Origin of the sequence: Mammaliicoccus sp. C-M13, from assembly GCF_022386845.1 — a bacterium.
In the GTDB taxonomy this organism is placed as follows: Bacteria; Bacillota; Bacilli; order Staphylococcales; family Staphylococcaceae; genus Mammaliicoccus; species Mammaliicoccus lentus.
Map to the genome: position 1 here is coordinate 53,444 of NZ_JAJNHQ010000004.1, position 13,952 is coordinate 67,395.

Annotated in this window: 9 protein-coding genes; 1 reads left to right on the top strand and 8 read right to left on the bottom strand. The window is 32.9% G+C overall.

Annotation, left to right across the window (positions count from 1 at the left end):
* Window positions 1–275: 275 nt before the first annotated feature.
* The 5 genes from LQ615_RS04440 to LQ615_RS04460 all read right to left on the bottom strand — a co-directional run bounded on the left by LQ615_RS04440 (window position 276) and on the right by LQ615_RS04460 (window position 7,108).
* Window positions 276–1,928: a Na/Pi cotransporter family protein gene (locus LQ615_RS04440; protein ID WP_017001007.1), complete on the bottom strand. Its 1,653-nt coding sequence runs from the start codon at window positions 1,926–1,928 to the stop codon at window positions 276–278.
* Window positions 1,929–2,086: 158 nt separating this feature from the next.
* Entirely contained in the window at window positions 2,087–2,455 is a 369-nt protein-coding gene (locus tag LQ615_RS04445; RefSeq protein WP_017001006.1) for a Na-translocating system protein MpsC family protein, read from the bottom strand.
* A 34-nt stretch (window positions 2,456–2,489) separates the two neighbouring features.
* Entirely contained in the window at window positions 2,490–2,981 is a 492-nt protein-coding gene (locus LQ615_RS04450; protein ID WP_064204431.1) for a carbonic anhydrase, read from the bottom strand.
* A 37-nt stretch (window positions 2,982–3,018) separates the two neighbouring features.
* Window positions 3,019–5,595: a DUF2309 domain-containing protein gene (locus LQ615_RS04455; RefSeq protein ID WP_064204430.1), complete on the bottom strand. Its 2,577-nt coding sequence runs from the start codon at window positions 5,593–5,595 to the stop codon at window positions 3,019–3,021.
* Window positions 5,588–7,108: an NADH dehydrogenase subunit 5 gene (locus LQ615_RS04460; protein WP_064204429.1), complete on the bottom strand. Its 1,521-nt coding sequence runs from the start codon at window positions 7,106–7,108 to the stop codon at window positions 5,588–5,590. The genes LQ615_RS04455 and LQ615_RS04460 overlap by 8 nt, the downstream gene beginning before the upstream one ends.
* 408 nt (window positions 7,109–7,516) lie before the next feature.
* On the opposite strand from LQ615_RS04460, the gene mbcS reads away from it, so the two are divergent.
* Entirely contained in the window at window positions 7,517–9,097 is a 1,581-nt protein-coding gene (mbcS, locus tag LQ615_RS04465; RefSeq protein ID WP_103269206.1) for an acyl-CoA synthetase MbcS, read from the top strand.
* Window positions 9,098–9,195: 98 nt separating this feature from the next.
* On the opposite strand, the gene LQ615_RS04470 is transcribed toward mbcS, so the two are convergent.
* The 3 genes from LQ615_RS04470 to fadE are packed head-to-tail and all read right to left on the bottom strand — an operon-like array spanning window position 9,196 to window position 13,924.
* On the bottom strand, window positions 9,196–10,383 hold the full coding sequence (locus LQ615_RS04470) for a thiolase family protein (RefSeq protein WP_103269205.1): 1,188 nt from the start codon (window positions 10,381–10,383) through the stop codon (window positions 9,196–9,198).
* A gap of 31 nt (window positions 10,384–10,414) precedes the next feature.
* Window positions 10,415–12,673, bottom strand: coding sequence for a 3-hydroxyacyl-CoA dehydrogenase/crotonase FadB (fadB, locus tag LQ615_RS04475; RefSeq protein WP_239703750.1), 2,259 nt, complete (start codon window positions 12,671–12,673; stop codon window positions 10,415–10,417).
* A 45-nt stretch (window positions 12,674–12,718) separates the two neighbouring features.
* The gene (gene fadE, locus LQ615_RS04480; RefSeq protein ID WP_017000995.1) at window positions 12,719–13,924 is read right to left on the bottom strand and encodes an acyl-CoA dehydrogenase FadE; all 1,206 of its coding nucleotides are present in this window, start codon (window positions 13,922–13,924) and stop codon (window positions 12,719–12,721) included.
* Window positions 13,925–13,952: the final 28 nt, after the last annotated feature.

Genomic DNA, 13,952 nt, shown 5'->3' on the forward strand with positions numbered 1-13,952 from the left:
AATTAATTTTCATTTTAGCAAACGCTTACATTTAATGTTATAAAAATTTATAAATATTACTCTTTATACATATCGTAAATTAAATAATGATAAACACCAATCAATAACACTTGTTTAGAAACTTATTGTTCGTATTAGAATATATTTTCATCTGATGAAAATATTTCCGCGATTTTTTAGCTTATTCTCAATATTCTCGGACATAAATTCTAACTCAAAATAAATAAGCATATCACTTTTAAACTGAAATAATCAGTTAAGTGATATGCTTATTTTTATAATCTTACTTCAGATGTTTGAGTATACGTATCTTCTCCAAGGTTAATCATTGATTCTGAAATGTTCCTTGAATGATAACCTATACGCTCTAATATTGAGATCATATCTATATATACAAGACTGCCTTCTGGTGAGCATTCCCCAGAACTTAAACGTTTAATATGTTTCTTTCTTAAGTCATGTTCTAATAAATATGAATCTTCACTTCGTTTTACAACCTCATCTTTTTTAACATAATCATATACATCAAATGCTTCGAATGTTTTTTCATATGAAATTTTAACATGTTCATAAAGTCTATCTATACTTTGCTCAGCTTTTTCTGAGATTCGAATATCAGATGATTCTTTTTTCTGCAGTTCATCTAAATAAGATTCTGTTAGTGCTGATACTTTCAAAATTGTTCTATTCACATCATATAATACAGATAGACGTTCTCCGTCTTTTGCTGATAATTTTTTCTCTGACAATTTATTTAAATATTGTCTAACATTATCATACATATTCTCGATGGCAGCGTGTTTTTGTTTATGTTTTTTAACAGCTTTATCATCTGTGTGATCTACTTTTTCAAGCATAGACATTGATAACTTTCCGATGTTTCTAATTTCATCTTGCGCTTCTTGCAATGCAATACTCGGCGCTCTATTGATTAAGTTATTATCTAAATATTTAGGTTTATATTTTTCATTTAAATCTTCACCAGGAATAATTTTTGTAACTAACCACGCTAATACAAAAATAAATGGTAATTGAATCAATGTGTTTGTAATGTTAAATGTACCATGTGCAAATGCGATTACCATTTCTGGATTTAATCTAAATGCACCTTGCATCCATGTAACAGCCGCTTCATAAATCGGTAAAATTAATAAGAAAATTGCCGCACCGATTAAGTTAAACAATACATGTGTAACTGCAACGCGTTTAGCTGCTAATGAACCTGCTAAACTTGCCAATATAGCTGTAATTGTTGTACCAATGTTATCGCCTAATAAAATAGGCAAAGCTCCGTGTAATGATATTAAATCATTCGCAAAGAATCCTTGCAATATACCAATTGTTGCACTAGAACTTTGAACGATTAATGTTACAAATGTTCCTGCAGCAACACCTAGTATCGGTGTATGAGACATATTTAGCATAATATTGTGGAATCCATCTAAATTAGCTAAAGGTTTTACTGCGCCACTCATTAGCTCTAACCCATAGAACAAAGAACCGAAACCAAAGAATATCATACCAACATTCTTAACTTTACGTTTTTGAACAAAGAATATTAAAAATGCACCAATTGCTAATATAGGTAAAGAATATTCCCCAATATCAATACCAATAATAAATGCAGTAACAGTTGTACCGATATTTGCACCCATTACGACACCAATTGCTTGTCTTAGCGTCATAAAGCCTGCGCTGACTAACCCTATCGTAATAACTGTTGTACCTGAACTACTTTGAATCAAAATTGTAACAATCATACCAGCTAATACGCCCATTATTGGGTTGCTAGTAAATCTATTTAAAATACTTCTCAGTCTATCTCCTGCTGCAGCTTGTAATCCGTCTCCCATTTGCTTAATACCATAAAGAAATATACCTAGACCACCTATAAAAGTGAAGATAATTTCTAGCGCCGACAATTCCATAAGACACCTCAATTAAATTTTTTGTAACCATTGTGAATATTAAACGATAATTGTTAATCTAATGTAAATTTTATATTAAGTTTCGTTTAATTCAACTATTTTCTTTTAAATACAAAAGAACTATGAAATTGTCGCAAATAAACATTTACAAATCAACCCTATTTATTAAATAAATCTTCAATATTATTGTACATTTTAAAAATCATCATACGTTCGCCAGTACGAGAACTTAAATCAGTATGAAAACTGTCAACTTTTTCATTAGTTATATTAAATATTATTTCATAAAGATGTGAAACGTCTGATTCCACTAAAGTAGATCTCGTGCGTTTAATGGAAAGTAAACCTTCCTTTGTTTCAGAGACTTTGTATTCAGCAGGTGTTAAAATACCTTGTAAATCTACAATAATCATATCTCTTAATATATCTGTCTTCACTGACAAGGAACCTCTGCCTAAATATTCTTTTTCCCATTGTGTGATAGCTTTACTTATTGTAGATTCACAGTACCCTTTCGTCATGTCCATATCTTTCATCTCCTCACAAATTGATAAATACTCTTTAAGTTGTTTCTTGAATAATTGTTTCTGCATCATTTTCTTTGAATATTATCCCGGAAATTTTAATATTTTCCGGTACTAATGGATGGTTATAAATCTGGTTAACACTTTCTTCAATTCGTTTATGAACATCACGTTCACCATTTAACCAATCTATAATACTTTCACCATTCATTTCTGGCTTACAATTCTCAAATAAATAGTCTATCGTTTTTAAACGATTTTCCATGCTTTTAATCATTTCAGGTAAGTCAATATTAGGTAAATTATAAGCCTCGTCTTTACCAATGATGTATATTTCTCGAATGTCTTTCTGATAAATCGATATAATGATTGATCTCATAACTTCTCCATATGCTTGCGCTATTTCTGATTGATAACTATTTATAGTAAACACATGAGCTGTCTTATCAAACACTTGTCTAACAAATTCGTCTTCTGAATGTGTATTTAATTCACCTAATATCAATATATTATTTTCTTCGTTCATCATTATACATCCTCTCAGCAAAAAATTGCTCCCTATCTGTTTACCATTTAATCCATTCTCCATGTTCATTAATACTTGAAATTAATAACCAACCATTTTTCAATTTGGTGTTTAACACTTCATTTTCATTTAATAAACGTTCAATGTAATGATTAGGCGCTTGTATAACGATTAATAATCGAATCGGTGAATGATAAAAATCTTCATCTGATTTCATAACAGATTGCCACGGTAACCCTGTTAATAAATCACTAGCATTACCTTGCATTACACCAATGCCCGAAGTAACTGTTTGAGTCGCTTTACTGCCACTTCCATAAAAGTGTGGAGCAACTGTCGAAGCGTAATATTGTAGGTTTATCCATTGGGAAACAGTCGCTGGTCCTGTCAAAATAGTATTCAATAAAACGCCATCTTGATCCTTTCTCCAATCATAATTGTGCAAGAACGACCTTCCATTTAATTGTCGCTTCTTAGTTAATTGTCTTTGACCAATTATAAATGATGCATTTCGTGCTAATCCCCATTCAGGACGCACTTCACTCCAGTCACTAGATATTTTCTTAGCTTCTTTAGTAGCATTTTTCTTATCGTAATGAATGCCTGGTAATTGTGTTAATCTCAACTCGTTAGCTTTGCGACTCACTTCTGGAATTGTATTTTTTAATAATATATATGATTCTTCAGCTTCTTTCGATAATTCCGGAACATATATCCATTCAAGCTCATCAATTGTTGTACAATGTTCTGCTGCGATAAACACTGTCTCTTCAGGTATAAAAATATGATGTTTAAGCAGTCCTGTTCTAACTTCAGGTAAATTACATAACGTCGCTAGTACTTTAGCATTGAAACCACTTGCTGAACCGCCACAAGCACCACAATCTAGAGAAGCTGAATAAGGGTTGTTAGCTGTGTGACTACCATGACCGCATATCACAACTAGCGGAGCAAAACCTTCAGTTAAACTCATTAATTTTAAAGCTTCTGCCGTATAATTGATTTTTTCTTTTTCTGTAAAACCAATTGGCAAACTATCTTGTTGTCCATGATTATGTTCATGCTCGTTAATTGTTAATGTTGTTTCAGGTTTTTTCAAAAATGTATCGTTAAATTTATTAATGATACTACCTGAACTTTTCGGCATAAAGCTTCTTGTAATAGTTTGAATACTAAGCCATGGTCCAGTTAGTTCCGGTAATAATAAACTAGGTAATACATTTTGTTTCATCTTTTTAAAAGTATAAATTAAGGAAGATACTGTTTTCTTCTTATCCACATAATCATTTTCATTACTGTTCGCTTCAAATTCTTGAATTTTATGTAGCGGTTGGTTCATAACCGGTAATGAATTATGCGTATGTTGATGCCCTAATTCACATTTTTCTATTGGTAAACCGAAAAAACCCGCGATACCAATCGTTTCAAATGGTCCTTCCATTTCTAACTGTCTTCTGAAAGGTTCTGATCTTGTATCTATACAGAATGCCAATTGCGCTTTCGTTTCTTGTATTGGCATGTTATTAACAAGTTGAGAGTTAATTTCTTGTCTTAAACTTAATTCATAAGTATCTTCCCATGCTTCTAACAATATTTTCTTACGTGTAATCTCATCAAAATCAAGAGAAAATCGTATATATTCCTTTTGTTTATCTTTTGGTAATGCTAGCCATTTTTCTAAAGTGAAATCTCCCCACTCTAACCATGCAACTATTGAAGTGTAATCAACTTCTTGTTCTAATAAATCTTCAGGTACGAGATTTCCGATTAGTGACCATTCTAGAGCTAGTCTAATCGTTAAATATTCTTGTAACAGATTTTTTGTTTGATTAGATTTTTCATCATACCAAAGCATCATACCAGCCCATCCTGGTAATGAGATTAAATGCGATTCTAAATAAGATTGAATATGTTGTTGTTCAATATTCAAATTATCTAAGCAACATTCCATTGCTTCAATTGAATCTTCAGGTAAATTTTTAAATTGTTGACGTATATTTTTATTTAATGCAGGATCCAATACGACCATCTTTTTCCAAGCATTATAAAAACTTTCATTATGTGTTGGCATCGACCAACCAGATTGAGCATTATCTAAATATAATTTGCACCATTTTATAATATGATAGTTCAATATATCATTGTATGGTTCACCTGATTTACTTTGTTGATAAGCACTCAACATTTTAACTTTCTTATTTTTAGATAGATTAAATTCATCTACAGTATAATGTTGTTTTAATTCTTTTTCGTATTGCTTAACTACTTCATCTTTTAAAGTTATGCCTTTTAAAGCTTTCTGTGCAAATTGGAGTAATTCTTCTTTATCAATTTTATAGTCTGCTTTTTCTAACCAATCTTCTAATTTATTTGAAATAAAATATTCATTGATTTCTTCTTTTTTAATAGCAGATTTAATAATATTTTTATTGGCATACATGTTAATTTCTTGTGTTTCTTTTATCCATCTTGCGACTTCTTCAAAAGTTTGTTCTTCCATATTAGCCCACGGGTGTCTAGCAGCAAAAATTGAAATCGGCGATAACGGCACGATAACTCGACTTGCTGATTGTATGATATTTTTTATATTTTGCGTATTTAAGATTACATTAACCATGTTTATAACCACCTTTTACAAAATGATCTTTCAAATATCTTGGATGACTTTCAACAGAGTGATATTTTGCTTCTCCGAAATGTACAAGCCATAAATATGTCATTAAGAATATGCGAGAAGATTTATTTCTTCCTATCCACATGCTCATTAAACTACCTAACACCAACATTGCAATCATGACAGTGACAACAAAGAAAGGTGGTTCTGCAAGTTGAAATTCAAATTGTTGTAACCAATGATGAAAGAAGTTATGAATAGCGAAGTATACAACACTGATAGAGACTAATGCTGCTAAACCTATTATTCGTCCTAATTTTCCTTCTCCAAATGCAACAAGCTGTGTCCATGATACAGATAAGGACCAAGCTAATATAAGTGCACTTATGAATTGATAACTACTATAAGGGGTAATCAACCAAAAAGTGATACCTATAAATACAGCTAAGAAACGACCGACTAACACCCAAATATAAGATATGCTTTCATTCATTCTTGTAGGCACTTCAAAGTGTCTCACAGCCGATCCTGAACGTAAGAATAAAGTTGCTTTAAACAATCCATGTAATATGAGATGAATAATTGCAGCTGAATAAGCTCCTAAAGCACATTGAATAAGCATAAAGCCCATTTGCCCCATCGTAGATCCAACTAACTGCCTTTTATAATCTACATGGACTAAGCTGATGCCTGAACCTATTAATACAGAAACACTTGCAATAATAAGTAAAATTGATAACGTCCACTCGTTCATAAAAATCGGTGAAAATCTTGTTAAAATAACGCCACCCACATTTACAATTCCGGCATGCATAATTGCTGAAACAGGTGTTGGCGCTGCAACAGATTCTATAAGCCATCTATGGAAAGGCCATTGAGCGGCAGGAATAATCACTGATAATATTAATAGAAGCTGTATGATAACACCTTGCCACGAATCAAATGATTTTAAATTTTCTACAGTAAATATTGCTGAAATTGCCCATTCTCCAGATAAATAATTCACGAATAATATCGCACATAATAAAGAAAGCCAACTCACTAAGAACAAAATACCTGTTATTTTAGATGCTTCTTTTGTCACTTTCCATTGTTTGTTCAATTTTATTAACATTGTTAAACAAAGTAGCGTGATGCCCCACAGTCCTGTCATAATTCTCAAGTCATCACTCAACCATGCTACAGAGGCGAAAGTTGTCATTATCGTAAACAATGTAAAATACTTTCGATAATGCGCATCTCCGTATAAATATCTCAATGAAAACCTTTGGATAATTAATCCAATCATCAATATAAAGAATGCAAGTAGCCAAGATAATACATCTAAATGCCATGGACCAATTTCTAGATTTTCTCGAATAAAAATCGTCCCAATTAAAGCAATAAATGTAGGAACCGAAAAAATGATTAAATGATATTTAGCGTAACGTAATGGTACTTTATGTATAAGAAATAACAATCCGCTTAAAATCGCTATAACTAATGTGATGAAAAATAATACTAATAAACTCATCATATTGACTACTCCTTTATATATGACTTAAAAATAAAAAAGCCGACAATTTAAAACAAATCATTCATAATGATTTGCTATAATTGTCGGCTTCAACCAAACATACTTAACGTTGTTTGTATTGCTTCCTTTATTATTAAAATATAGAATAATATTTATTATTTCCTGAGAAATAGTTCATTTTTTATTAATAGTTTTAGTAAACTTCTTTTTCAATTAACCAATATATATTAGCCAATTGCTAAAGAATCTATACCCAAACTATTTTTTATATACTTTTATAACATATATTTATTTTGTAAAATTGTCAATAAAAAGCCCTAAATTATATGTTATAAGTTTTATTTATTCGTATTAAATAGTAATCATTGTTAAAATGTATAAATAATCTAAAGATATAAGGAGATAGTTATGGACAATTCAAATTTAATCGCACCTGAAACTTATAATATCGTTAATGAAATAGAAAAATATGCAGTGGACCAAACAAAAGAAGCCATTGTTTTTGAAGATATATCAGGTGATGTACAACATATTACATATTCAGATTTAATGAAAAACGCAAATAAAGTCGGGAATGTTTTTAAAAACAACGGGCTTAAAAAAGGTGACAAAATATTAATACTGATGCCTAGATCTATTGTGACTTACGAAATTTATACTGCCGCATTAAAATCAGGGCTAATCATCATTCCAAGTTCAGAAATGTTAAGAACTAAAGATTTACAACATAGAATTACACACGGTGAAATAGATGCAGTCGTTTCAATCTCTAATTCTACAAATGAATTTTATAATATTAAGGAATATGAGCAATTAACGAAATTCATCGTCGGTGATGAAGAAGAAAATTGGATTCCTTTAGACAAAGAAAAAGCTGACGCGAGTGAAACATTAGAAGTAGACAAAACAAAACGCGATGATATTGCGCTACTTTCATACACATCAGGTACAACTGGGCTTCCTAAAGCAGTCGTGCATACACATGGTTGGGGATATGCTCACATTCAAACAGCACCTAAACATTGGTTAAGCATTAGTGAAGGCGATACTGTTTGGGCAACTGCTGCTCCAGGCTGGCAAAAATGGGTATGGAGCCCATTCTTATCAATTTTAGGTTCAGGTGCTACAGCTCTTGTATACAACGGTAAATTTGACGCTAAAAAATATTTAGATTTACTAGAAAAACACGAGGTTAACGCGCTTTGCTGTACACCAACTGAATACCGTTTAATGGCTAAACTTCCTAACTTAGCTGATTACACTTTAAAAAATCTACATAGTGCTGTTTCAGCAGGCGAACCATTAAACAAAGAGGTAATAGAAAAATTCCAAGAAAACTTTAACATTAAAGTTAGAGACGGCTACGGTCAAACTGAAAATACATTGCTAATCGCATTCTTAAAAGACACTGAAAGCAGAATCGGTGCAATGGGTAAAGCAATTCCTGGCAGTAATGTCGCAATCATTGATGAAGATGGCGAACCAATTACAGACGGTTCAACAGGTGATATCGCTGTTTCATTAGATTCACCTTCTTTATTCCAAGGTTATTATAAAGATGAAGAACGTACTGAAGCTTCAAAAAGAGGCAACTACTATGTAACAGGCGACCGCGCAAGATTAGATGAAGATGGATACTTCTGGTTCAAAGGAAGAGAAGATGACATTATCATTAGCTCAGGATATACAATCGGGCCATTTGAAGTTGAAGACTCATTAACGAAACACCCTAAAGTACAAGAGTGTGCAGTCGTAGCTAGTCCAGATGAAATCCGCGGTAACATTGTGAAAGCTTTTGTTATTTTACAAGAAGGTGTTGATGGTGATGATGCACTTGTAAAAGAACTACAAACATACGTAAAACAAGACGCGGCACCTTATAAATATCCAAGAGCGATTGAATTTGTAAATACATTACCTAAAACTAATTCAGGAAAAATAAGACGCGTAGAATTAAGAGAAGCAGAACAAGAAAAATATAATAAATAACTAAATCTTATATAAACAAAAAGCTCCTAATCCATTAATTAAACACAAAGGATTAGGAGCTTTATTTTGTAACATATTATTTAGTTCTCAAATTTAATTTATCTTACATATTCAAAGATACCTGCTGCACCCATACCTACTCCAATACACATTGTGACCATTCCATATTTAGAATCTGGTCTTCTCTTCATTTCAGATAAGAGCTTAGCAGTTAGCATTGCACCTGTTGCCCCTAGTGGGTGACCTAATGCTATTGCACCACCATTAACGTTTGTCTTGTTAACATCTAGCCCTACTTTATTAATTGAAGCAACTGTTTGTGAAGCAAAAGCTTCGTTTAATTCAACTAAGTCAATATCTTCTACATTAAGATTTGTAAGTTCAAGTACTTCTGGAATTGCGTATGCTGGGCCAATACCCATTATTTTAGGATCAACACCTACTGCTTTAAACCCTACAAACTTAGCAATTGGTTTAACACCTAGTTCTTTCACTTTATCACCAGACATCAGCACTACAAATCCTGCTCCGTCTGTTAAAGGTGCTGATGTTCCAGCAGTTACCGTTCCATCTGCCTTGAATACGGTTCTTAATTTGGCTAATGTTTCAAGATTTGTTTCTGGTCTGATTAACTCGTCTTCTTTGAATATTTCTTTTGATACGACAGGGCCGTTTTGGTCATAACTTACTTTATGAATGTCTAGCGGTATAATTTCATCATCAAATTTCCCCGCTTCACGTGCTTCATTAGCACGCTTATGACTTTCTACTGCATATTTATCCTGTTCTTCTCTAGAAACATTAAATTCATCTGCTACCATTTCAGCCGTTAATCCCATCGGATAAGAAACACCTGTATCTTGTTCTTGCAACTCTGGATTGTTCGTTGGTTCATTACCGCCCATTGGCACGGCACTCATTAATTCTACACCGCCAGCAACTAACACATCTGCTTGTTCTGACATAATTTCATTAGCTGCTATTGCGATTGTTTGTAGTCCTGAAGAACAGTAACGATTCACAGTTTGTCCTGGCACTTCTTTAGGAAGACCAGCTAACAACGCGATTGAACGCGCCATATTTTGTCCTTGTAAACCCTCTGGGAAAGCATTGCCGAGTATTACATCGTCTACCATACTGTAGTCGAATGATCCTTCTATTTTATCTAATACACCTTTTAAGACTTGTGCACCAACTTCATCAGGTCTTTCATGGAATAACGCGCCGCCTGGCTTTGCTTTACCCGCTGCTGAACGTCCGTATGCTACTATATATGCATCTTGCATTGATATCCATCCTCTCTTTTTCAACTCATCATTAATTGCGTAAAGGTTTTCCTTTTTCTAACATATGTGAAATACGGTCATATGTTTTTTCGTTTTGTAAGAGTTGTAAGAATCCTTCTCTTTCTAATTTTTGAAGGTATCTTTGGTTTATAAATGTGTTGCGTGGCAAGTCTCCGCCAGATAATATATGTGCAACTTTCATTGTAATTTCGTAATCATAATCACTAATAAAGTGGCCTAAACGTTGTGCGTCCAATTGACCTTGAGCTAGCGCTTTAAAGTCTCTACCTAATGCAGTATATTGCGCTTTTGGTTTTGGAATATAATTTGTTTCTGATTCATATTTCGCTTTATTTAACGCTACTTCAACACGTTTTTCTTTATTGAATATGATAGAGTCTGTATCTCTTAAATAACCATAGCGTTTAGCTTCATATGCATTTGTTGAAACTTTAGCTAGACCTACGTTCATTAATACTTTTGAAATAGACTCTTGCTTATCATTTTCTTTATGATTTGTTCTTAGCACTCTATCAGAAAGCTCAGCTAATCCACCACCACTTGGTAATAAGCCTACACCTGTTTCAACTAATCCTATATACGTTTCACTTGCTGCTACCACGAATGGCGAGTGAAGTACAACTTCACAACCACCACCTAAAGCTCTACCATGCACGGCAGTTACGATTGGTTTAAGTGAATACTTCATTCTGTTGAAACTCTTATGCAAGTTATCAATGGCTGGACCAACTAAATTTTCCACATCTTTAGATTCGTGCGCTTGCTTCATTAAATATAAATTTGCACCAACACTGAAATTATTACCATCAGCGTATATAACCATACTTGTATAATCTTCTTCTTCTAATAAATCTATAGCTTCTATTAAATCTTCAGCAAAACCATCTGATACGATATTATTTTTACTTTGTAATTTAAATAACAATTGATCTTTGTTTGCCACAGATAAATTAGAGTCTTCTTTATTCCAAATTTCACGGTCAATAAATTCCGATGTAGGCGTTACACGTTCTATTGTTTCTCCTTCTTTATAGAAACTTTCAGTTTGATTTTCAATCCACTCTGGTAACTCACCAAGCTCATCTTTCATACGTTTTTTAACTCTTTCGAAGCCCATTAAATCCCAAAGTTTAAATGGACCTGCTTTCCAGTTAAATCCCCAAACTAAAGCTCGATCAATATCTTTAAAGTCAGAAGCAGCTTTTGGTACATTAATTGCTGAATAATAGAAATTATTTCTTAATGTTTCCCATAAATATAATCCTGCTTTATCTTCTGCATTAAATATCACATCTAAATTTGATTTTAAATCTTTACTGAATTTAGATAAAATTTCTAATTGTGGTGGTTCAGGCTGTACGTATTCATCCGAATCTATATCATAAACTAAACGTGTCTTTTTATCTTTTTTATAAAAGCCTTGTTTTGTTTTACGACCTAACGAACCGTTTTTAACGAGCGTTTCTGCAATTTTTGTATCTTTGAAATAAGGCTCTTCTTCTGGAATTTGTTGTAGCCCTTTAATAACAGTGACCGCAATATCTAATCCGACTAAATCTGATAATCCGTAAGTTCCTGTACTCGGTCTACCGATAGCACGTCCTGTTAAAGCATCGACTTCAACAATTGAAAATCCTTGTTCTTCCCCTCGATACATAATGTCATTCATCGTTTGTGTTCCGACTCTGTTTGCTACAAATCCCGGAACATCGTTAGCGACAACAACACCTTTACCTAATATTTCTTCAGCAAATGTTTGTGTTCTGTCTATAACATCTTTTGAAGTATCTTTATTCGGTATAACCTCTACTAACTTCATAATACGAGGCGGATTGAAGAAGTGCATACCTAAGAATCGTTCTTTATCTTTTGGTTCAAACACTTTTGATATTGCTTCAATAGGAATACCAGAAGTATTTGTCGCAAATATTGCATCATCTTTAGCTACTGATGTTACTTGTTTCCATACTTGATGCTTAATCTCTAGTTCTTCTTTCACCGCTTCAATATAGATATCAGCATCATCTTCACCATTTAAATCATCTTGAAAATTACCGTATGATAAGTTAGAAGCAATTTCTAAATTAAACAATAACGGTCTTTTTTTGTCTGTTATCGTTTCATATGCTTTTTTAGAAATTTTATTAGGATCTTGCTCATCAATTACTATATCTAATAGTTTTACTTTCAATCCTGCGTTTACTAATAGAGCAGCTATTTGACTTCCCATTGTGCCTGCACCTAGAACGGTTGCTTTTTTTATAGTCATAAAAAGTCCTCCAATATATTCTGTATTTCTTTACTTGTTATCGAATTAAAGAAAGGCTGAATCACCTGTTAATGCGCGCCCTATAACTAAAGCGTTTATTTCATGTGTACCTTCATATGTGTATACTGCTTCAGCATCCGAGAAGAATCTTGCAATATCATATTCAGCGAGAATACCGTTACCACCTGTAATACCTCTACCCATTGCAACTGATTCTCTAAGTCTCAATGAATTCATCATTTTTGCTGTTGAAGTTGCAACTTCATCATACTCACCATGGGCTTGCATTCGCGCAAGTTGTGCACAAGTTGCCATCGCTTGAGCTAAGTTACCTTGCATCATAGCTAACTTCTCTTGAATTAATTGATATTTACTAATTTCTTTACCAAATTGCTTACGCTCAGTCACATAATCCAATGTAGCGCGTAATGCACCTGCTAATGCTCCAGTAGCCATGTACGCTACACCAGCACGTGTTGAATAAAGTACTTTTGCAATATCTTTGAAGCCATTAATATTTTGTAATCTATCTTCTTCTTTAACTTCTACATTTTTTAAACGAATTATTGTATTTGGTATAATTCTTAACGCTATTTTATTTTCAATAATTTCAATATCTACACCTTCTTGTTCAGGCTTAATAATGAAACCTTTAGGCTTACCTGTTTCAACATCTACTGCATAAACTGGTATAACATCAGATAAGTTTGCACCGCCTATCCATTTCTTCTCACCATTGATAATCCATTTATCTCCTTCTCTCTTTGCTGTTGTTTCTAATCCACCAGCAACGTCTGATCCATGTTCAGGCTCAGTTAAAGCGAAACATGTTCTCAATTCGTGAGATTGTAATTTAGGAATATAATAAGCGATTTGTTCTTTGCTTCCGCCAAACAAGAATGAATTGTGTCCTAAACCTTGATGTACACCTAATAGCGTAACTAGTGAAACATCAAATCGTGCTACAACATATGACATGAAAAATTGGAATAATTGACTCGGTGTTTTAGCACCTTCACGGCCTTCAAATAATAATGGATTATTAAAATAATCTAACTTACCCATATCATCAAAGAAATCTTCTGGAACTGTCGCATTTATCCAATGTTCATTAATAGTTGATCTATATTTTTCTTCTAACAAATCATTTAATTGTTTAAGAAATTTCAATTCACCGTCTGTTAAGTCTTTAGAAATATTGAGTATATCTTCTGGAAATAATTCTTTTAATGTTTCTTCTCTGTTTGTCATAATAGTAACCTCCATTTAAAATGATAAC

Coding starts and splice junctions, on each gene's coding strand:
- LQ615_RS04440 (WP_017001007.1), bottom strand. CDS start 1,928: ATGGAATTGTCGGCGCTAGAAATTATCTTCACTTTTATAGGTGGTCTA.
- LQ615_RS04445 (WP_017001006.1), bottom strand. CDS start 2,455: ATGGACATGACGAAAGGGTACTGTGAATCTACAATAAGTAAAGCTATC.
- LQ615_RS04450 (WP_064204431.1), bottom strand. CDS start 2,981: ATGATGAACGAAGAAAATAATATATTGATATTAGGTGAATTAAATACA.
- LQ615_RS04455 (WP_064204430.1), bottom strand. CDS start 5,595: ATGGTTAATGTAATCTTAAATACGCAAAATATAAAAAATATCATACAA.
- LQ615_RS04460 (WP_064204429.1), bottom strand. CDS start 7,108: ATGATGAGTTTATTAGTATTATTTTTCATCACATTAGTTATAGCGATT.
- mbcS (WP_103269206.1), top strand. CDS start 7,517: ATGGACAATTCAAATTTAATCGCACCTGAAACTTATAATATCGTTAAT.
- LQ615_RS04470 (WP_103269205.1), bottom strand. CDS start 10,383: ATGCAAGATGCATATATAGTAGCATACGGACGTTCAGCAGCGGGTAAA.
- fadB (WP_239703750.1), bottom strand. CDS start 12,673: ATGACTATAAAAAAAGCAACCGTTCTAGGTGCAGGCACAATGGGAAGT.
- fadE (WP_017000995.1), bottom strand. CDS start 13,924: ATGACAAACAGAGAAGAAACATTAAAAGAATTATTTCCAGAAGATATA.